This window comes from Caulobacter sp. (assembly GCF_035254145.1).
Taxonomy (GTDB): Bacteria; Pseudomonadota; Alphaproteobacteria; order Caulobacterales; family Caulobacteraceae; genus Caulobacter.
The window spans coordinates 23721-43883 of record NZ_DATFAV010000185.1 but is presented as its reverse complement, the minus strand read 5'-3'; the positions used below and the strand labels follow the sequence as shown (position 1 = coordinate 43883).

Here is a 20163-nt window from a genome sequence, read left to right as displayed (position 1 = left end):
CCCACCAGACGACCGCCTCGCTTGCTGAGATCCTGCGCCGCGAGACCCTGGCCGCCCCGCCCGGTGCGACGGAAGTCATAGGCGCTGGTGCGCTTGCCGAAGCCTTCCGACGACACGGTCAGCAGGATTTCCTCGGCCGCGCCCAGTTCGGCGATGCGTTCCGGCGTCAGGGTGGTTTCGTCGCCGTCCTCGTCGCCCTCCTCCACGGCGGCGGGCGCATCCTCGCCCTCTTCGCCAGCGGCGCGCAGCATGGCGCGCTGGTGCTTGAGATAGGCGGCGCGTTCGGCCGGGGTGGCGTCGACGCTGCGGAGCACGGCCATCGAGATCACCTCGTCGCCCTCGCCCAGCCTGACGCCACGCACGCCGGTGGAGTCGCGGCTGGCGAACACACGCACCTCGTCGACCGAGAAGCGGATGCAGCGACCGGCCGCCGTGGTCAGCAGTACGTCCTGATCGGCATTGCAGACCGCCACGCCGACGATGCCGTCGCGTCCCCCCAGTTCATTGGCGTCGAGCTTCATGGCGATCTTGCCGTTGCGGCGGACGTCCACGAAGTCAGAAAGCTTGTTGCGACGCACGCTGCCCGAGCGGGTGGCGAACATCACGTCCAGGCCGCCCCAGGTCGCCTCGTCCTCCGGCAGGGCCAGGATCGAGGTGATGGTCTCGCCCGGCTCGATCGGCAACAGATTGACGAACGCCTTGCCGCGCGAGTTGGCGACGCCAAGCGGCAGGCGCCACACCTTCATCTTGTAGACCTTGCCGCCCGAGGTGAAGAACAGCAGCGGGGCGTGGGTCGAGGCCGAGAACACGCGGGTGACGGCGTCCTCGGTCTTGGTCGCCATGCCCGACTTGCCCTTACCGCCGCGATGCTGGGTGCGGTAGTTGGCCAGCGGCGTGCGCTTGACGTAGCCGCCCATGGTGACGGTGATGACCATGTCCTCGCGGACGATCAGATCCTCGTCTTCCATGTCGGCGTCGCCGTCGACGATCTGGCAGCGGCGTGGAATGGCGAATTTCTCGCGAACCTCGACCAACTCCTCGCGGACCACGGCCATGATGTTGGCGCGGTCGGACAGCAGCTCCAGATAGCCGCGGATGGCGTCGGCCAGGGCGGCGGCTTCGTTGCCGATTTCATCACGGCCCAGGCCCGTCAGGCGCGACAGGGTCAGGGCCAGGATGGCACGGGCCTGCTCGTCGGTCAGGCGGATCAGGCCGCCGTCTTCCTGGATGGTGCGCGGGTCGGCTATCAGCTCGACCAGCGGCAGCATGTCGCCAGCCGGCCAGGACTTGGCCACCAGACGCTCGCGGGCCTCGGTCGGATCCTTGGACGAGCGGATGATGTGGATGAACTCGTCGATATTGGCGACGGCGATGGTCAGGCCGACCAGCACGTGGCCGCGATCGCGCGCCTTGCCCAGTTCGAACTTGGTCCGGCGGACGACGACTTCCTCGCGGAACTCGACGAATAGCTGGATCAGCTGATGCAGGCCCATCTGCTCAGGGCGACCGCGATTCAGGGCCAGCATGTTGACGCCGAACGAGCTCTGCAGCGCCGTGAAGCGGTAGAGCTGGTTCAGGATCACCTCCCCCGAGGCGTCGCGCTTCAGCTCGACCACGATGCGCATGCCGTCGCGGTTGGACTCGTCGCGGATGTCGGCGACGCCTTCGATCCTCTTCTCGCGGACCAGCTCGGCGATGTGCTCGACCAGGTTGGCCTTGTTCACCTGATACGGGATCTCGGTGATGATGATGGCTTCGCGGCCGGCGCGCAGCTCCTCGACGCTGGCCACGCCGCGCATGATCACCGAACCACGGCCCGTCAGCAGCGCCTGGCGCGGACCCGCGCGGCCGATGATCTCGCCACCGGTGGGGAAGTCGGGACCGGGCACTAGGTCCAGCAACTGGTCGGTGGTGACGTCCGGCTGGTCGATCAGCAGCAGACAGGCGTCGATGACCTCGCCCAGGTTGTGGGGCGGGATGTTGGTGGCCATGCCGACGGCGATGCCGCCCGCGCCGTTGACCAGAAGGTTCGGGATCCGCGACGGCAGGACCGTCGGTTCCTGCTCCTTGCCGTCGTAGTTGTCGGCGAAGTCGACCGTGTCCTTGTCGAGGTCGGCCAGCAGCGACATGGCCGGCGGGGCCATGCGGCATTCGGTGTAGCGCATGGCCGCGGGCATATCGCCGTCGACGGAGCCGAAGTTGCCCTGGCCGTCGATCAGCACCAGCCCCATCGAGAACGGCTGGGTCATGCGGACCAGGGTGAAGTAGATCGAGGCGTCGCCGTGCGGGTGATACTTACCCATGACGTCACCGACCACGCGGGCCGACTTCACGTACGGGCGCTCCGGCGTTTGCCCTTGCTCGTGCATCGAGAACAGCACCCGGCGGTGAACGGGCTTGAGACCATCGCGCGCGTCCGGCAGGGCGCGGCTGACGATCACGCTCATCGCGTAGTCGAGATATGAGCGCCGGAGTTCGTCCTCGATGTTGATCGGGGCGATATCCCCGCGAGAACCGTCGGCGGGGATCGTGGTGTGTTCGTCGCTCAAGGGGATTTTTCGCCGTCAGAATCGGACACGGAACAGTCTGAAACTGTTAGCATTGGGAGGCGTAAGGCGCCACCTTTCCGGCCGCTTCATCCCCTTCTGCTTGTTTGAATTCGAAGGAAAAACGCATGATCCGTCTCTCCGCCGCGACCGCGCTGGGCCTCGCCGCCCTGATCATGACCTCACCGGCCCTCGCCCAGACCGCCGCGACCGCCCAGGTCAAGGGCGGCGATGGCAAGGACATGGGCGTCGTCACCGTGACCGAGGCCCCGCATGGCGTGCTGTTGAAGCTGGAGCTGAAAGGCCTGACGCCGGGCTGGCACGCGGTCCACTTCCACGAAAAGGGCGACTGCGGCGCGCCGGACTTCAAGTCGGCCGGGGCCCACGTCCACACCGCCGCCACCACCGTGCACGGCCTGCTGAACCCCGACGCCAACGACAGCGGCGACCTGACGAACGTCTTCGCCGCCGCCGACGGCTCGGTCACGGCCGAGGCCTATTCGCCGCTCGTGTCGCTGAAGGGCGCCGGCGGCCGCCCCGCCCTGCTCGACGCCGACGGCTCGGCGATCGTCGTCCACGCCAGCCCCGACGACCACCGCAGCCAGCCGATCGGCGGCGCCGGCGCGCGCGCGGCTTGCGGCGTGATCAAGTAGCCGCTTAGCTCCCGTCGAGACTCAACAGACCTCGGCGGGAGACTTCATGCGCACCTGGCGACTGCCGGTCCTCGCCCTGCTGTTGGCGGTGGCGGCTTGCGACGGCTCCAAGAGCGACCGGAACGAGCCGACGCCGGCCTCGCCGCCCGCGGCTTCAGCCCCCGCGTCCGGACGACAAGCGTCAGCGGCCACCGAACTGGTTTCGCTAGCCTGGACACCGAGCGGTTCGAACCAGAACCTGCAAGCCTTCGATCTTGAGGTCTCCGGGCTCGACGTGCTGGCGGTGTGCCATGTGCCGCCCGGCTGGACGATCAACGCCACGGGCGCGGGCTCCGGCGTCACCGAATTGAAGGGCCAGGCCACCGTCGGCGCGGCCTTCATCAGCCTGGACGACCTGCAGGAGGTCGCGGGCCTGTTCCTGGTGCGCGCTCGCCCCGGCGAACCGGTCGGCGTCAGCGGGGATCTCACGATGGGAACCTATGGCGGCGACGAAGGCCAGACGGAGATCAAGGCCTCGCCCGCGCTGCTCCGCCGCGAACCCGCCGACCGCTGTCCGCCGCCAAAGGGCTAAGCCGTCTCCGCCAGCGCCTCTTTCGCCTTGGTCCGCTTTTCGGTCAAAGCGACCAGGGCGACGCCGACCATCGTCGCGCCGCCGCCAATCAGCAATTGCGGGGTCAGCCTGTCGCCGAGAAACAGGATTCCAATCGAACAGGACACCAGCGGCGTGAGCAGGAAATAGGGCGTCACGCGGCCGGCCTCGCGACGCTGGACCAGCCAGAACAGCAGCGCGCTCGCCCCGATGGTGGAGACCATGCCCGCAAACAGCACCGCGGCCCAGGCGATCGGTGGCGCGGCCTTGATCTTCTCGACCTGCCCCGTCTCGAAGATCAACGACATGATCAGCAGCACGGGCGTGGCCACCAGCGCCGTCATGCCCTGCATCTTGAGCGGCTTGATGCCTGGCGTCTTGCGCACCAGCACCGTCGCTATCGCCCAGCAAGCGCTGGCGAAGACAATCAGGGCGATGGCGGGCAGATCGCCGGCCGCGTGAGGATCCAGGCTCATCCAGGCCACGCCCACGAAGGCGATCACCAGTCCGAGCACCGCCGGCGAACGCATGGTCTCGCCCAACATTCTCCAGGCGAAGATGGCGGTGAACGGGATCCACAGCTGGCTGGCCACCACCAGTGGGCTCAGGGCGTCGGCCATGCTGAACGCCACATAGATCACGCCAAAATGGATCGGTCCCGTCAGTAGCACGATGGTCAGGAGCTTTTTCGGCTCGGGAAACGGCGGCTTGATGAACGGGAACAGAAACGCCAGCGCCGCCAGGAAACGAAACCCGCCCATCAGCATCGGCGGCAGATAGGCGGTCGCCACCTTCGCCGCGGCGTTGTTGATCCCCCAGGTCAGGATGATCGCCAGGATGGCGAGATATTCCAGGCCGGTCAGCGGGGAGGACTTGGCGGACATGGCCCCGCTTGGACCAGACCCGCCGCCCTGGGTCAATCGCGGTTCAAGCGACGCCGAGCCCCTTGCGGACCGCCGATGTCAGCAGGGCGAGATCCCCGTCCGGCGTCGTGAAGGCAGGGGTCAGGTAGACGACCTTTCCCATCGGCCGGATCCAGGCGCCGAGTTCGGCGAAGCGGGCGCAGAGTTCGCCCACGGCCACCGGCGCATCGAACTCCACGACGCCGATCGCGCCAAGGGTCCGCACATCGACGACGCCTCGACCTACCCGACAAGGCTCAAGACCCTCGCCCAGCGCTTCGCTGACCCGAGTTACGTTCGCGGCCCAGGTCCCGTCCTCGAACAGATCCAGCGAGGCGTTGGCGGCCGCGCAGGCCAAGGGATTGGCCATGTAGGTCGGCCCGTGCATCAGCGCCGCGCCCGGATCATCCGACCAGAAGGCCTCGAACACCCTACGCGAGGCCACGGCCGCCGACAGCGGCAGGGTTCCACCGGTCAAGGCCTTGGACAGGGTGACGATGTCAGGCTCGACGCCGGCCGCCTGCATGGCGAACAGCGTCCCGGCGCGGCCAAAGCCCGTGAAGATCTCGTCGAAGATGAGCAAAACGCCGTGCTTGTCGGCCAGGCGGCGCAAAATCCGCAGCACCTCCGGCGGGTGCGGCAGCATGCCGCCCGCGCCTTGGACCAGGGGCTCGACCAGAATCGCCGCGATCTCGTGCCCCTGCTGGGCCAGCAGCGCGTCCAGCGCCGTTTCGCTCTCGGCGTCGCGCGGCAGGTCGGCGATCACCTGGCTTGGCATGACGCCGGCGAATAGGCTGTGCATCCCCTCCTCCGGGTCGCAGACCGTCATCGTCGCCAGGGTGTCGCCGTGATAGCCGCCCCGGAACGCCAGGAATTTGGTCCGTCCCGCCACACCGCGATTGATGTGGAACTGCAGCGCCATCTTCATGGCGATCTCGACCGAAACCGAACCGCTCTCGGCGAAGAAGACGTGGTTCAGGTCGCCAGGCAACATGTTCGCCAGCCGCGCCGCCAGGCGATAAGCCGGCTCGTGCGCCAAGCCGCCGAACATCACGTGCGGCATGCGGTCGATCTGCTCGCGAAGGGCGGCGGCGATGTGGGGATGGTTGTAGCCGTGACACGCGGTCCACCATGAGGCGAGGCCGTCGACCAGTTCGCGTCCGTCGGCCAGCACCAGCCGCGAGCCGCGCGTCGCGACCACGGGAAGCGGCGGTCGCGCGGTCTTCATCTGGCAGTACGGGCGCCAGATGTGAACCGCGCCTTGGGTCAACCAGGCAGGATCGGACATGGCGGCGCTTTCCGTTTGCGGACTCGGGGCGCCTTGCCTATTCCCGCGCACCAGCCACGGCAAACGGGAAACGACATGCAGAGCCTCGACGCCTTCGCCGGCGAGAAGCTGGCGGCCCTGGAGGCCAAGAGCCTGCGCCGGCGCCTGAAGCCGACCCGCCGGCACGACGGGGCCGTGGTCGAGCGCGACGGACGGCGGCTAATCTCGTTCTCCTGCAACGACTATCTTGGCCTGTCGCAACACCCCGCCGTCCGCGCGGCCGCGGCCGAGGCGGCGCTGAACTACGGCGCGGGCGCGGCGGCGTCGCGCCTGGTGACCGGCGACCATCCGCTGCTCGGCGATCTTGAAAAACGCCTGGCCCGCCTGAAGGGGACCGAGGCGGCGTGCGTGTTCGGCTCGGGATACCTGGCCAACATGGGCGTCATTCCTACCCTGGTGGGTCCGGGCGACGCGATCTTCGTCGACGCCCTGGCTCACGCCTGCATCTGGGCCGGCGCACAGCTGTCGGGCGCTAAGATCGTCCGCTTCGCCCACAACGACGCCGCCGATCTGGCCCGACTGCTGGAGGTCGAACGTCCCCTCGTCCGCCATGCTCTCGTCGCCACGGACGGTGTTTTCTCGATGGACGGCGACATCGCGCCCTTGGATCAGCTCTCCGAGCTCTGCGCCCGCCACGACGCCTGGCTGATGAGCGACGACGCCCATGGTGTCGGCGTCCTGGCCGAAGGGCATGGCTCGGCGGCCCTGTTTCCCGGCGCGGGCATCCCGCTGCAGATGGGCACGCTGTCGAAGGCTCTGGGATCCTACGGCGGTTATCTCTGCGGCTCCCAGGCCGTGGTCGACCTGCTCAAGACCCGCGCCCGCACCCTGGTCTACGCGACCGGCCTGCCACCCGCCTCGGCCGCCGCCGCGCTCGCGTCGCTGGACATCATCGAGGCCCAGCCGGAGCTGACCGCCCTGCCCCTGGCCAAGGCGCGACTGTTCACTCGGCGGCTTGGCCTGCCCAAAGCTCAAAGCCCGATCGTGCCCGTCGTCATCGGGAGCGCCGACGCCGCGCTCGAGGCCTCCGCGGCCCTGGAGGCGCGGGGCTTCCTGGTCGTGGCCATTCGGCCGCCAACGGTGCCCGAGGGCACGGCGCGGCTGCGCGTGGCCTTCAACGCCGCCCACGACGACGCCGACGTGATCCGCCTGGCCGACGCGATCGCCGACCTGCGGAAGGCGACCGCATGAAGGCCCTGTTCGTCGCGGGGACCGGCACCGACCTCGGCAAGACCCACGTCGCCTGCGCGCTGCTGAAGGCCGCCCGTTCGCGCGGCCTCCGCGTCGACGCCTTCAAGCCGGTGGTCAGCGGCTTCGATCCTGACGCACCGGAGACCAGCGATCCCGCCCGGCTGGCCGCCGCGATCGGCCGTCCCAATGGCTGGGGCGAGGTCTCGCCGCGCCGCTACCGCGCGCCCCTGGCTCCTAATCTTGCCGCGCGGTTGGAAGGCGACATGCTAACGATGTCCGATCTGATCGCCGACTGCCGCACGTGGCTCCAAGGGCGTGACGCCGACTTCGCCCTCGTAGAAGGGGCTGGCGGGGTCATGTCGCCGATGACGGACGACGCCACCAATCTCGACCTGATGACCGCACTGGATTTACCCGTCCTGCTGGTCGCCGGCAGCTACCTGGGCACCGCGAGCCATGTCCTGACGGCGGTGGAGGTTCTGCAAGCGCGCGGCCTGACCGTGGCGGCGATCGTCGTCAGCGAGAGCCTCGACGCGCCCGAGCTGGACCAGACAGTCGACATGCTGCGGGCGTTCGAGCGGCGCACGCCGATCGTCGTCGCGCCGCGCGATTCAGACTGGAACGCGGCTCCCCTCGCCGATCTGCTCATGGCCTAGCGGCTACTTCTCCAGCCGCGCCACCAGGCTGGACGTATCCCAGCGGGCGCCGCCCATGGCCTGCACCTCGGCGTAGAACTGGTCGATCAACGCCGTGCCCGGCAGGGTCGCGCCGTTCGCGCGCGCCTCGTCCAGGGCGATGCCCAGGTCCTTGCGCATCCAATCCACCGCGAAACCGAACTCGAACTCGCCCCGCGCCATGGTCGGCCAGCGGTTTTCCATCTGCCACGACTGGGCCGAACCCTTGGAGATCGCGGCCAGCACGTCGTCCGTCGGAAGGCCGGCGCGCTTGGCGAAGTGCAGCGCCTCGGCCACGCCCTGGACCACGCCGGCGATGGCGATCTGGTTGCACATCTTGGTCAACTGCCCCGCGCCGACGCCGCCCATGCGGCGAACAGCCTTGGCGTAGACCTCGATGATGGGAAGCACGCGATCGTAGGAAGCCTGGTCGCCACCGGCCATGATGGTAAGCTGGCCGTTCTCCGCGCCAGCCTGCCCGCCCGAGACAGGGGCGTCGACGAAGGCGCGACCGCTGGCCACGGCCAGCGCGGCCATTTCGCGGGCGACCTTGGCCGAGGTGGTGGTGTGGTCGACGATCACGCCGCCCTCGCCCATCGCCGGCAGGACCTGCGCCACGACGTCGCGGACGTCGTCGTCGTTGCCGACGCAGAGCAGCACGACCTCGGCGCCGGCCACCGCTTCGGCGATCGTTCCGAACGCGGGACCGCCATGTTTTTCGGCCCAGCGACGGGCCTTTTCCGGACTGCGGTTGTAGACGGCGACCTCGTGGCCGGCGGCCTTCAAGTGGCCCGCCATCGGAAAGCCCATCACGCCCAGGCCGATAAACGCCGTCTTCATCGCCAACTCCCTAGAAGAAGGCTCGGCATTACGCGCCGGACGCCGGCTTCGGCAACCCCATCTTAACGACCTTTCGTCAGGTTGCGGTTCATAGGTTAAACAGGCTTAAGCACGATGGCGGTTAGCAGCGAGCAACCGATCCTCATCAAGAAGGTGAAGAAGGTCTCGGGCGGCGGCCACCATGGCGGCGCCTGGAAGGTCGCCTACGCCGACTTCGTGACGGCCATGATGGCCTTCTTCCTGCTGATGTGGCTGCTGAACACGACCAGCCCCGAGCAAAAGCAGGGCATCGCCGACTACTTCGCGCCCGCCTCGATCTCATCGACCACCAGCGGCTCCGGCGGCATTCTGGGTGGCACGTCGCTGGGCGACGACGGCGCCAAGTCGGACGGCAAGATGTCGGCCATCCAGCAGATGGCGCCCGAGGTTCCCGACAGCGTCGAGAAGGACGGCCAATCGACCGAGACGGCCAGCCTGGCCTCGGCCAGCGAGCAAGCGCTGCGTGACGCCCTGGCCAAAAAGGAGCAGGACAGCTTCGCCTCGGCCGCACAGTCGCTGCGCCAGTCGCTGCAGGACATGCCCGAGCTGGCCGAACTGTCGAAGCAGATCCTGATCGACCAGACCCCCGAGGGCCTGCGCATCCAATTGGTCGACCAGGAAGGCCGTTCGATGTTCCAGGAAAACTCCAAGGCGCCGAATGACCGCGCCCGGATCCTGTTGCGCGCCGTCGCCAAGGTGATCACCCAACTGCCCAACCGCGTGACCATCTCCGGCCACACCAGCGCCAGCGCCTACGGCAAGAAGCAGGACGGCGATTGGGCCTTGTCGGCGGCCCGGGCCGACGCCTCGCGCCAAATCCTGCGCGCGGCCGGCGTCGACGACGACCGCATCTACCAAGTCTCCGGCAAGGCCAATTCCGAGCCGCTCTACACCGACGACCCCACCCTGGCCGGCAACCGGCGGATTTCCATCGTCCTGCTGCGTGAAAAGCCGGTGCTGCCCGACGGACTGTGACCGTTCGCCGCGCAAGCTCTCCGTGAAGCTTGCGCAACCGGACGCTATGCCCCCTAATCTAGCTCAGGGCGCATTCGGTTAGAGGGGACAAGGCTTCCGTGACGCAGCATTTTCCGACGCGACAGCTTCGGTTCTTTCTGACGGCGCCCACGCCTTGCCCGTACCTGCCCGGGCGCGAAGAGCGGAAGGTGTTCGCGCACCTGCCGCTGTCCGATGGCCCCACCGTCAATGACAGCCTGACCCAGGTCGGCTTCCGTCGCTCCCAGAACATCGCCTATCGCCCGGCCTGCGAGACCTGCCGCGCCTGCCAATCGGCCCGTGCGCCAGCCGCCGACTATGTGTTGTCGCGTTCGGAGCGCAAGGTTCTCAATCGCAATGACGACCTCGAGCGTCATCTGGTCGAGGCCGAAGCGACGCTGGAGCAGTTCGAGCTGCTGCGCCGTTACCTGCTGGCTCGCCACGCCGAGGGCGGCATGGCCGAGATGACCTGGCCCGACTATGTCGCCATGGTCGAGGACACCGCGGTCCGCACCCACCTGATCGAATATCGCCGCAAGTCGCAGGATCGCGGCCCGGGCGACCTGATCGCCTGCGTGCTGGTCGATGTCCTCGCCGATGGCCTGTCGCTGGTCTACAGCTTCTACGACCCCGACCAGACCCGCCGCAGCCTGGGCTCGTTCATCATCCTGGACCACATTGTCCAGGCCCAGGAAAGCGGCCTGCCCTACGTCTATCTGGGCTATTGGGTGCCGGGCAGCGAGAAGATGGCCTACAAGGCGCGCTTTTCGCCGCTCGAGATCCTCAAGCCCGGCGGCTGGTCGCTGATGTCGGCCCGCGAACGCGGGGCCCGCCCGCCGACCCTGCGTGGCGGCGCCAAGGACGCCTGCGACCTGCCCATGAGCGACGCCGAACCGGCGGAGATCGAGGACCTCGGGTAGAGGCCCCCTCACCGGTTGCCAACTACCGCGCGAAGCTGACGCCGCCGTCCACCGTCACGGCGCCGCCCATCACATAGTCCCCGGCCCGCGAGGCTAGGTAGATCGCCGCGCCGGCCATGTCTTCTTCGGAACCGATACGGCCGGCCGGGATCGCCTTGGCCACCGCGTCGGCGTGATCGCGGGCGACCTTGTTCATGTCCGAGGCGAAGGCGCCGGGCGCGATGCAGCTGACGGCGATGTTGTCGGCGGCCAGACGCAGGGCCATGCGCTTGGTCATGTGCAGCAGCCCGGCCTTGGAGGCGCCATAGGGGTAGGTCTCTTCCTTGGTCACCGACTGCCCGTCGATCGAGGCGATGTTGATCACCTTGGCCACCCGATCCTTGGCCGCCGCGCGCAGCGGGCCGATCAGGGCCTGCGTCAGGAAGAACGGCGTCTTCATGTTGAGGTCGACGGTCTTGTCCCAACCGGCTTCCGGGAACTCGTCGAACGCCGCGCCCCAAGCCGCGCCGGCGTTGTTGACCAGGATGTCGAGCTTATCTTCCCGCTCCTTAAGCCGGTCCGCCAGGCCCTGAATTCCTTCCATCGTGGAGATGTCACCCGGCAGGGAGACACACTCGCCGAACTCCGACAGCGCCTCGGCCGCCGCATCGCAGGCCGCGGCCTTGCGGGCGGTGATGTAGACGCGCTTGGCGCCGTAGGTCAGAAAGCCCTTGACGATCATCGCGCCGATGCCGCGGGAGCCGCCGGTCACGACCGCCACGCGGCCTTCGAGCGAAAACAGGTTCTGCATGGTCTTGTCTCCTAGAAGCCGCGCGTGGCGGCCAGGGCGCCCAGGCGCCCGCAGATGTCGTGGAACTGGGCGACGGTCTCGTCGATGATTTGCTGGACGGGCTTCACCTCGTCGATCAGGCCGACAGTCTGGCCGGCCAGCGCGGGCGCGGCCTCCATGTCGCCGCCGAAATAGACGTCCAGGATGTTCTTCAGCACATCGGACGGCATGACGCCGGCCTCGTGGATTTCCTTGGTCAGCTCCGACTTGATGGCGCGGATGCAGGGGCTGGCCTTCTTGTTCAGCACCCAGGTGCCGGTCTCCTTGGCGCCGGTGATCGCCGCCTTGTAGTTGGCGTGCACCGGGCTCTCGGCCGAACTGACGAAGCGGGTGCCCATCTGGATGGCCTCGGCGCCCAGGGCGAAAGCCGCCGCCATGCCGCGCCCGTCGCAGATGCCGCCAGCCGCGACCAGCGGCACGTCGACCTTGGCCCGGATCGCCTGCAGCAGGACCAGGGTCGAGACCTCTTCGGGGTTCTTGAAGCCGCCGCCCTCGGCGCCTTCGACGACCAGGCCGTCTACGCCCGCCTCGGCGCACTTCACCGCCGCGTCCACCGTCGGCACGGCGTGGTAGACGACGATGCCGGCGTCCTTCAGTGGACCGATGAACTTGGCCGGGCTCCCCGCCGAGGTGGTCACGAACTTAACCCCGCTCTCGCAGACGAAGCGCAGCATGGCGTCGTCGCGCAGGAACAGGATCGGCAGGTTCACCCCGAACGGCAGGCCGCTGGCCGCCATCTTGGTGATCTCGGCCTTGCAGTTCTCGGTCTCGCCCGACGAGGTCTCGATGATCCCGAGACCTCCGGCGCGTGAAACGGCGCTGGCGAGCGGGTAGCGGGCGATCCAGCCCATCGGGGCCTGGATGATCGGATACTTGGCGCCCGTGTGGGCGAGGACGCGGTTGGTCATGTGGGCCATCAGGGGATCAGCAACACCCGGCCGACGGCCTGGCGGCTTTCGATATAGGCGTGGGCGGCGGCGGCTTCCGACAGCGGAAAGGTCCGGTCGATCACCACTTCCAGCTCACCGCGGGCGGCCTGCTCGATCAGGTCCTGGATCATGTCGTGCACCCGATCGGTCATGATCTCCGCCCCGAGGAACACGCCCGTCAGCGAGCGATTGCCGGCCATCAACGACGAGACATCGACCTTCATCGGCTCGCGACCGGCGTTGCCGACCAGCGAAATCCGCCCGCGATAGCCCAGCGCGGCGAGACTGCTCGCCAGGGTCGCGCCGCCGACGGGATCGACGACCAGGTCCACGCCCTTGCCGCCCGTCAGCTTCATCACCTGCTCGACGAGATCGTCGCGGCCGTAGTTGATCCCGTGATCCATGCCGAAAGGCTTGAGGCGCTCCAACCGCGCGTCGCCGGAGGCCGAGGCCAAAACCGTTGCGCCGGCCTTCTTGGCCAACTGAATGGCGGCCAGCCCCACCGCCCCCGCCCCGGCCTGCACCAGGACGGTTTCGCCAGCCTTCAAGCGTCCCGCGCCGAACAGGCATTCGTGGGCGGTGCCAAACGGTACGGGGATGGCTGAGGCCTTGCGAATGTCGAACCCTTCCGGGATCGGCCAGGCGTTGCGGGCGGGCACAGCGCGCAAAGCGGCGTGCGAGCCGAAGGCGTTCACGGTGACGACCTTCTGGCCAACCTTCAGATGGGTGACCTCCGCCCCAACCTCGACGATTTCGCCAGCGGCCTGATAGCCGACGATGTGCGGACTGCCCGCCATCTGGCCGCCGCCTCGATTGAGCGTGTCGCCGCCCTCGATGCTGACCGCCTCGACGCGGATGACCACGCCCTGGGGATGGCAGACGGGATCGGGAACGTCCTCGTAGCGAAAGACGTCCGGTGAGCCGGTTTCGTAGTAGACGGCGGCCTTCATGGCGTCCTCCCAGGACGACTGTTGTTATTTCGACGGATCCTTGAGGGCGTCGTAGACAAGCTTGGCGCTGTCGTCGTCGATGTCCTTGATCGCCGGATCACCGTCCTTGTTGAGGATGTGGATCATACCCAGGAAGAAGAGGTCGTTCTTGGGGTCGATCCAGAACCAGGTTCCGGCCGCGCCGCCCCAACTGAAGGTTCCCTCCCCCTGTGGCCCCGCCTTGGCGCTGTCCAGCACCACGGCGAAGTCCAGGCCAAAGCCCCTGCCCCGCGCCGTGTTGAACGGCGGGACGTCGGAATTCATGATCGCGTCGCTGAGCGCGTTCGTTCGCATCAGCTTGACCGTCTCGGGCTTCAGGATCCGCTTGCCGTCCAGCGCACCGCCGTTCAGCAGCATCTGGGCGAAGCGCGCGTAGTCGGCGTTGGTCGAGACCAGACCGCCGCCGCCCGAGGCCATGGCCGGCGGCTTGCTGATGTCCAAGACCATGAAGCCTTCGGCGGGGACCAGCTTCTGAACCCGCGGCCCCCAGACATAGAGGGAAGCCAGGCGGTCGGCCTTCTCAGGCGGCAGCCAGAAGCCCGTGTCGACCATCTTCAGCGGCGTGAAGATGCGCTTTTGCATGAAGTCGCCCAGCGACATGCCCGAGAGCTTCTCGACGATCAGGCCCTGGATATCGACGGAGACACTGTACTTCCATCGGGTCCCAGGCTGCGCCACCAGAGGCAGTTCAGCGATCTTGCCGACGAAGTCATCCCGCGATTTCGCGCCCAGAACGTCCTGGGCGTAGGCTTTGTCGATCGGGTTGTCGGGCATAAGACCGTAGGCGAAGCCGCCCGAGTGGCTCATCAGCTCGCGCATGGTCGGGGGGCGATCGGCGGGAACCGTGTCGAACGAGCCGTCGGGGTTCACGCCCTTGAAGACGCGCAGGCTGGCGAACTCGGGAATGTACTTGCTGACCGGGTCGTCCAGCTTCCACTTGCCCTCCTCGTAGAGGATCATCATGGCGACGCCCGTGACCGGCTTGGTCTGCGAGTAGATGCGGAACACCGTGTCCTTGGTCATTGGCGGGCCGTCGAAGCCCTTCTTGCCGTGGACCGCGAAATTCACGACCTTGCCATGGCGCACCAACATGGTCGTCACGCCAGGCAGGTGGCCCGTGTCGACCAGGCCTTGCATGTGGGCGTCGAGCTTTGCGAGACCTTCGGCCGAGAAGCCGGCGCGCTCTGGCGCGATAACGGCGAGCGACGGCGTCTTCGGGCTAGCCGCTATCGCGGGAGCGCCCGCCAGCAGCGTCGCGGCCAGCGCGGCCGCGATCAATTTGCGAAACGCCAAATCACCCTCCCGAACACTCGTTTGAGACGACCTTAGATCGCAGGCCTTTGCGTTGAAACCCGCTTTTTGAACGACCAGCGCGGACGCCTCCGTCGCGGTCTACGGTTAAGATAATTTCATGCGATCACGGGTTGATCGAACGGCGTTCATGTATATTTTTTACTGCACGAGGGATTACGAAATAGATAGGTTACGCCGCCAATGGCCACGCTCGACAATCTGATCACCATCTACCGCAACGTTCACCGTGTCCCGGCCGGCGCGGCGCTACCGACCGACGCCTCAACGCAGCTGACCTTGATGGCTCAAGGGATCGACGCGGCCCGCAACGGCCAGATGGGCGATGGCTGGACCTATGCGAGCGCGGTGCGCTGGATCCAGGACGGCGCCAAGGCGACCACCGAAGTGGCCGTGATGGCCTATGGCTTCATCACCGACATCAGCCTAAGCACCCAGGGGCTGGACTATCTGGTCTCGCCGGCGGGCGGCAATCCCAACAACCTGAACAGCGCCTACTACGCCCAGTTCAATCTCGAGAACCGCTACATCAACTTCGCGGTCAATCTGGCCAAGGTTGGCGAAGGGCGGGAAAACTTCATCAAGACCTATGGCGAGAACGGCACCATGTTCTCGACCTTCCAGAAGGCCTATCTGAAGCTGTTCGGGGTCGAGCGCACCTATGATGAAATCCTGACCTATCTCGACGCCCAAGTGTCGAACGGGCGCGGCGGAACGTACACGCGGGGCGAATACTTTGCCGAACTAGGCGGCGATGGCGGCAATGGCATCGGAACGCGCGCGGCCATGGTCGGCGCGCTGATGGCCGAGGCCATGAAAAGCAACCAAGGCCCCTACGCGGACGCCGTCCGCTCCTTTCTCGCCGATGTCGCAATAGACGGCAAGGTAAGCGCTCTGTCGGTGTTCTTTTCGGTCTACGGCAAGGGTGGCGAGTACGCCGCCGGCGGCCCGTCGGACCCGGGCCTGCCCGGCGAAAGCGCCCGTTTCGCTCACGACTGGAATGTCGACGCCTACAATCGCGAGCCCGACGACAATACTCACGTCCTGGCCAGCGACGGCAACGACGTGATCAAGCCGATCATCTCCGAAGGCCCCGGCGGGCTGGACGCGGGCAAGCACATCCGCACGGCCGGCGGCAACGACATCATCTTCGTCGACAATGGGGTCGTGCGCGGCCTGATCGACGCAGGGGCCGGCAACGACTCGATCTTCCTGGAGAAGTTCGACGGCCGCCTCATCACCGGCGAAGGCTATGACAACATCGACATAGGCTCGTTCGCCGGCCTGCACCTGACGAACGGCAAGGCCGCCGACATCGCGGTGATCGAGGACTTCCAGAAGGGCTTCGACATGTTGACCTTCGCCGGCGCCGCGGGGCCTGGCGAGAAGAAGCAACTCTACTTCGTCGCCACCGCCACGTTCGACGACGCGCTGACGGCCTACGCCGGCGCGACGGCGGCCAACAGCAACACCGTCTTCGAATGGAATGGCGACACGTATGTGTTCCACCAGAACGCTACGCCCGGGCTCGACGCTGGAGACGGCCTGATCAAGCTGGCCGGCGTTACGGGCCTCAAGGTCACCAAGGTCATGGACGGGGGCGACCTCCTGTTCGCGGCCTAGGACCTTCGGCCCTCCTGGGCTTCGACAGGGCTCCCCTCGCGCGGCGGGGGGAGCCTTTTCGTTTGGCGGTGGCCGCCGGCGCTCGGCGCTATCGCGCCACGGTCGCCTTGCTCGAGGTCTTGCCGGGATGCTGCCCCGGTTGCGGGCCGAGGGCGACTTCCGTCGGGCGCTCGATCGCCTGATACACCAGGGCGCGCGACTGGGCGTCCAGACCTGGTCCAACCCCGCCCAGACGCTGGATCATGCCAACGAAGAACAGGTCATTGGCGGGGTCGATCCAGAACCAGGTGCCGGCGCTGCCGCCCCAGCTGATCGTACCGGGCCCCACGGGCGCGCCGGACGCGGCCGGATCCACCGCGACGGCCACGTCCAGCCCGTAACCGACGCCCGCGGCGAACGGGAGCGGACGCGGCCCGGGCTTCAAGACGCCGGTGGTACCGTTCGTGGTGACAACAAAGCCGGGCGGCAGGTGGTTCTGCGCCATCAGAACCACGGATTCGGGCTTGAGGATCCGCACGCCGTCCAACTCGCCCTTGTTGAGGATCATTTGGGCGAAGCGCGCGAAATCGCTGGCGGTCGACAACAACCCGCCACCACCGAGCGGCGCCGCCGGCGGTCGACTGACATCGCGCCAGGCGCCCTCGACGGCGGGGATCAGCTTTCCGGTCGCGGGGTCGGCGTCGTAGAGCGCCGCGAGGCGCCCGGCCTTCTGGTCGGGCACGTAGAAGGCCGTGTCCTTCATCCCCAGCGGGGCGAAGATGTGCTCCTCCATGAAGACGGGCAGGCTTTCGCCCGACAGCTTCTCGACGATGTAGCCCTGGATGTCGGCAGCCACGCTGTAGCGCCACAGTTGGCCCGGTTCGGAGAACATCGGCAGGCCCGAAACCTTGCGCACAAGGTCGCTCAGCGACGCCGATTGCAGAACGCCCGCCTGGTAATAGGCCTGGTCCGCCGGACTGTTGGGGTCGTCGGCGATACCGTAGGCGAACCCGGCCGTGTGGGTCATGAGCTCGCGCATCGTGGGTGGCCGGGAGATCGGCGCCAGGATCGGCTGGCCGGCGGCGTCCACGCCCGTGGCGATCCGGAGGTTCGCGAACTCGGGCACGTACTTGCTGATCGGGTCGTCCAGCTTCCACAGACCCCGCTCGTACAGGATCATCATCGCCACGCCGGTGACGGGCTTGGTCTCCGAGCGAATTCGGAAGATGGCGTCCATCGGCATCGGTTCGCCGCCCAAGGCGCGCACGCCGAAGGCCTTGGCGTGGACGACGCGGCCGTGCCGGGCCAGCAGGGTCACCCCGCCGGCGATCTGGCCGTTCGTCACCATCGCCTGCATGTGCTCGTCGAGACGTTTCAGACGCTCGGCGTTGAACCCCGTCTCCTCCGGCTTGGCCCTGGGCAAGGCCAGGACCGGAGTCGCGGCGAAGGCCGCGCAGCCGAAGACGCCGGCCAGGAAGCTCAGCGCAAGGCGACGCAGCCCTATCGACTTCATTTCGGCTTGAACCGCTTGTTGGTGGCGAAGCCTCGGGGCGCCAGCTTGCCGGCGCCCGCCCGTCGACCGGCCCATTCCCTCCACTCGGCCCAATCACGACGGCGACCGGCGGTGTCGATCCAGTAGGCCCCAGTCTCGGCGTTGAACGACAGGCCGTCGCGCAGGCCGCCCTCGCGGTAGGCTTGCAGCTTGACGCCCTTGCCGCGCGGCATCTCCGGCAGTTCTTCCAGAGGGAAGATCAGGATCTTGCCGTTGTCGCCGATGACGGCGAGCTGGTCGCCGACAGCCTCCATGCAGAAGGCCGCGCCGGCGGCGTCGACGGTCAGGACCTGCTTGCCGGCCTTGCGATTGGCCAGGGCTTCTTCCTCGGGCATCAGGAAACCGTAACCCAGCTTCGAGGCCAGAATGCGCTTGCGACCCGCCTTGAACGGGAAGACGTCGATGATCTTCACCTTGTCGTCCAGTTCGATCATCATCCGGACCGGCTCGCCATGCCCTCTCGCGCTGGGAAGCTTGTCGCACCCCAAGGTGAAGAAACGACCATCGCTGGAGAAGATCAGCAGCTTGTCGGTGGTCTCGGCCGGGACCAGGAAGCCCAGCTTGTCGCCGTCCTTGAACTTCAGCTCCGAAGGATCGTCGATCTTGCCCTTGGCGGCGCGGATCCAGCCGCGTTCCGACAGGATGATCGTGATCGGCTCGCGCACGATCATCGCCTCGATGGCCGCGTCGGCGTCGACCACCGGGGCGTCGGCGAAGATCGAGCGGCCGGTGACGCCCGTCGGGCGAGCCTTGTCCAGCGGATGCTTGATCTTCAGCAGCGCCGCGCGGACCTCGCCCAGGCCAACACCGACCAGCTTCCACTGCTTGGCGTCGCTGGCCAGCATGGCCAAGATGCCGTCGCGTTCCTCGACCAGTTCGGCGTGCTCGCGGCGGATCTCCATCTCCTCCAACTTGGCCAATTGGCGCAGGCGGGTGTTGAGGATGGCGTCGGCCTGGATGTCCGAGAGCGCGAAGGTCTCGATCAGCTTTTCCTTCGGCTTGTCCTCGTAGCGGACGATCCGAATGACCTCGTCGAGGTTCAGATAGGCGATCAACAGGCCGTCCAGGATGTGCAGACGGGCTTCGATCTTGGCCAGGCGGTGGCGGGCCCGGCGGGTCAGCACCTCGCGCCGGTGCGCCAGGAAGGCCATCAGGGCCTGCTTGATACCCATCACGCCCGGCGTGCCGCGCGCGTCCAGCACGTTGATGTTGACCGGGAAGCGGCTCTCCAGCGCCGAGAGCTTGAACAGGCTCTCCATCAGCACCTCGGGCTCGACGTTCTTCGACTTCGGCTCGAGCACGAGACGAATGTCCTCGGCGCTCTCGTCGCGGACGTCGCCCAGCAGGGCGGCCTTCTTGCTATCGATCAGGTCGGCCAGTTGCTCGACTAGGTCCGACTTCTTCACCTGGTATGGGATTTCAGTGACGACGATCTGGTACGTGCCGCGACCGGTGTCTTCCTTCTCCCACTTGGCGCGGATGCGCACGCCGCCGCGACCGGTCTCGTAGGTCTCGAGCAGACTGGCGCGCGGTTCGACGATGACGCCGCCGGTCGGGAAGTCGGGACCCGGGACCTTCTCCAGCAGTTCTTCGGTCGTGACGTTGGGGTTGGCCAGCAGCAGTTGGCAGGCGTCGATCAGTTCGGCGGCGTTGTGCGGCGGGATCGAGGTGGCCATGCCGACGGCGATGCCCGACGAGCCGTTGGCCAGCAGGTTCGGGAAGCCCGATGGCAGGACCACCGGCTCCTCGTCCTGACCGTCATAGGTGGGCCGGAAGTCGACCGCGTCCTCGTCGATGCCGTCCAGCAGAAGCGTCGCCGCCTCCGTCATCTTGCACTCGGTGTAGCGCATGGCCGCGGCGTTATCGCCGTCGATATTGCCGAAGTTGCCCTGCCCCTCGACCAGTGGGATGCGTTGAGCGAAGTCCTGAGCCAGGCGCACCAGGGCGTCGTAGATCGACTGGTCGCCGTGCGGGTGGAAGTTACCCATCACCTCGCCGACCACCTTCGCGCACTTGCGCGCGGCGGACTCGGGGTTCAGGCGCATGTTGCTCATCGCGTAGAGCACGCGACGGTGCACCGGCTTCAAGCCATCGCGCACATCGGGCAACGCCCGCGAACCGATGGTCGAGAGCGCATAGGCCAGATAGCGCCGCGACAGGGCTTCGGTCAGCGGCTCGTCAAGGATGCGATCGCCGTCGTCGGGACCGCCGGGAGGAAGGACAGGCTTGTTCATCGAGGGGATTCGTTACTCCGGGCGCCGATCCTAGCAGACATCC

Annotated in this window: 16 protein-coding genes and 1 pseudogene; 7 read left to right on the top strand and 10 right to left on the bottom strand. The window is 67.2% G+C overall.

The annotated features are described in order from the left end of the window. Positions 1–2549 (bottom strand): DNA gyrase subunit A (gyrA, locus tag VJ655_RS11240; protein ID WP_324111144.1); only part of this gene is annotated, 2549 nt, incomplete at its 3' end. A 125-nt stretch (positions 2550–2674) separates the two neighbouring features. Here gyrA and sodC point away from each other — a divergent pair. Continuing rightward, complete coding sequence (gene sodC / locus VJ655_RS11235; protein WP_324111143.1) at positions 2675–3199, top strand: superoxide dismutase[Cu-Zn]; 525 nt, start codon at positions 2675–2677, stop codon at positions 3197–3199. 46 nt (positions 3200–3245) lie between these two features. After that, the gene (locus VJ655_RS11230; protein WP_324111142.1) at positions 3246–3770 is read left to right on the top strand and encodes a hypothetical protein; all 525 of its coding nucleotides are present in this window, start codon (positions 3246–3248) and stop codon (positions 3768–3770) included. Here VJ655_RS11230 and VJ655_RS11225 read toward each other — a convergent pair. Together VJ655_RS11225 and VJ655_RS11220 are read right to left on the bottom strand one after the other, a co-directional pair. Further along, the gene (locus tag VJ655_RS11225) at positions 3767–4708 is read right to left on the bottom strand and encodes a DMT family transporter (protein WP_324111141.1); all 942 of its coding nucleotides are present in this window, start codon (positions 4706–4708) and stop codon (positions 3767–3769) included. The genes VJ655_RS11230 and VJ655_RS11225 overlap by 4 nt on opposite strands. Positions 4709–4715: 7 nt before the next feature. Continuing rightward, the gene (locus VJ655_RS11220; protein WP_324111140.1) at positions 4716–5978 is read right to left on the bottom strand and encodes an adenosylmethionine--8-amino-7-oxononanoate transaminase; all 1263 of its coding nucleotides are present in this window, start codon (positions 5976–5978) and stop codon (positions 4716–4718) included. A gap of 75 nt (positions 5979–6053) precedes the next feature. Here VJ655_RS11220 and bioF point away from each other — a divergent pair, with 75 nt between their 5' ends. Together bioF and bioD are read left to right on the top strand one after the other, a co-directional pair. Beyond that, positions 6054–7208: an 8-amino-7-oxononanoate synthase gene (gene bioF, locus VJ655_RS11215; protein ID WP_324111139.1), complete on the top strand. Its 1155-nt coding sequence runs from the start codon at positions 6054–6056 to the stop codon at positions 7206–7208. Next, positions 7205–7864: a dethiobiotin synthase gene (bioD, locus tag VJ655_RS11210; RefSeq protein ID WP_324111138.1), complete on the top strand. Its 660-nt coding sequence runs from the start codon at positions 7205–7207 to the stop codon at positions 7862–7864. The genes bioF and bioD overlap by 4 nt, the downstream gene beginning before the upstream one ends. A 3-nt stretch (positions 7865–7867) precedes the next feature. Here bioD and VJ655_RS11205 read toward each other — a convergent pair. Continuing rightward, a pseudogene (locus VJ655_RS11205) lies at positions 7868–8740 on the bottom strand (NAD(P)-dependent oxidoreductase); the annotation flags it as partial. Between the two features lie 96 nt (positions 8741–8836). Here VJ655_RS11205 and VJ655_RS11200 point away from each other — a divergent pair. Together VJ655_RS11200 and VJ655_RS11195 are read left to right on the top strand one after the other, a co-directional pair. Beyond that, complete coding sequence (locus tag VJ655_RS11200) at positions 8837–9736, top strand: flagellar motor protein MotB (RefSeq protein WP_324111137.1); 900 nt, start codon at positions 8837–8839, stop codon at positions 9734–9736. 98 nt (positions 9737–9834) lie between these two features. Then, positions 9835–10674, top strand: a complete 840-nt coding sequence (locus VJ655_RS11195; RefSeq protein ID WP_324111136.1) for an arginyltransferase — start codon at positions 9835–9837, stop codon at positions 10672–10674. Between the two features lie 22 nt (positions 10675–10696). Here VJ655_RS11195 and VJ655_RS11190 read toward each other — a convergent pair whose 3' ends face one another. From VJ655_RS11190 to VJ655_RS11175, 4 genes are read right to left on the bottom strand one after another with little or no spacing between them, the layout of a single operon-like run. Continuing rightward, a complete protein-coding gene (locus VJ655_RS11190) occupies positions 10697–11464 on the bottom strand; it encodes an SDR family oxidoreductase (protein ID WP_324111135.1) in 768 nt (255 codons plus the stop codon). Between the two features lie 11 nt (positions 11465–11475). After that, positions 11476–12411 carry a nitronate monooxygenase family protein gene (locus VJ655_RS11185; protein WP_324111134.1) on the bottom strand — a complete coding sequence of 312 codons (936 nt, stop codon included), beginning with the start codon at positions 12409–12411 and terminating at the stop codon, positions 11476–11478. A gap of 8 nt (positions 12412–12419) precedes the next feature. Further along, positions 12420–13382 (bottom strand): zinc-binding alcohol dehydrogenase family protein, encoded by a 963-nt coding sequence (locus VJ655_RS11180; protein ID WP_324111133.1) that lies wholly within the window; start codon positions 13380–13382, stop codon positions 12420–12422. A gap of 24 nt (positions 13383–13406) precedes the next feature. Continuing rightward, the gene (locus VJ655_RS11175) at positions 13407–14714 is read right to left on the bottom strand and encodes a serine hydrolase domain-containing protein (RefSeq protein WP_324111132.1); all 1308 of its coding nucleotides are present in this window, start codon (positions 14712–14714) and stop codon (positions 13407–13409) included. 201 nt (positions 14715–14915) lie between these two features. On the opposite strand from VJ655_RS11175, the gene VJ655_RS11170 reads away from it, so the two are divergent. Beyond that, complete coding sequence (locus tag VJ655_RS11170; protein WP_324111131.1) at positions 14916–16355, top strand: hypothetical protein; 1440 nt, start codon at positions 14916–14918, stop codon at positions 16353–16355. Positions 16356–16443: 88 nt separating this feature from the next. On the opposite strand, the gene VJ655_RS11165 is transcribed toward VJ655_RS11170, so the two are convergent. Together VJ655_RS11165 and parC are read right to left on the bottom strand one after the other, a co-directional pair. After that, the gene (locus VJ655_RS11165; protein WP_324111130.1) at positions 16444–17847 is read right to left on the bottom strand and encodes a serine hydrolase domain-containing protein; all 1404 of its coding nucleotides are present in this window, start codon (positions 17845–17847) and stop codon (positions 16444–16446) included. Further along, entirely contained in the window at positions 17844–20120 is a 2277-nt protein-coding gene (gene parC / locus VJ655_RS11160) for a DNA topoisomerase IV subunit A (RefSeq protein ID WP_324111129.1), read from the bottom strand. Before parC ends, VJ655_RS11165 begins: the two co-directional genes overlap by 4 nt. Positions 20121–20163: the final 43 nt, after the last annotated feature.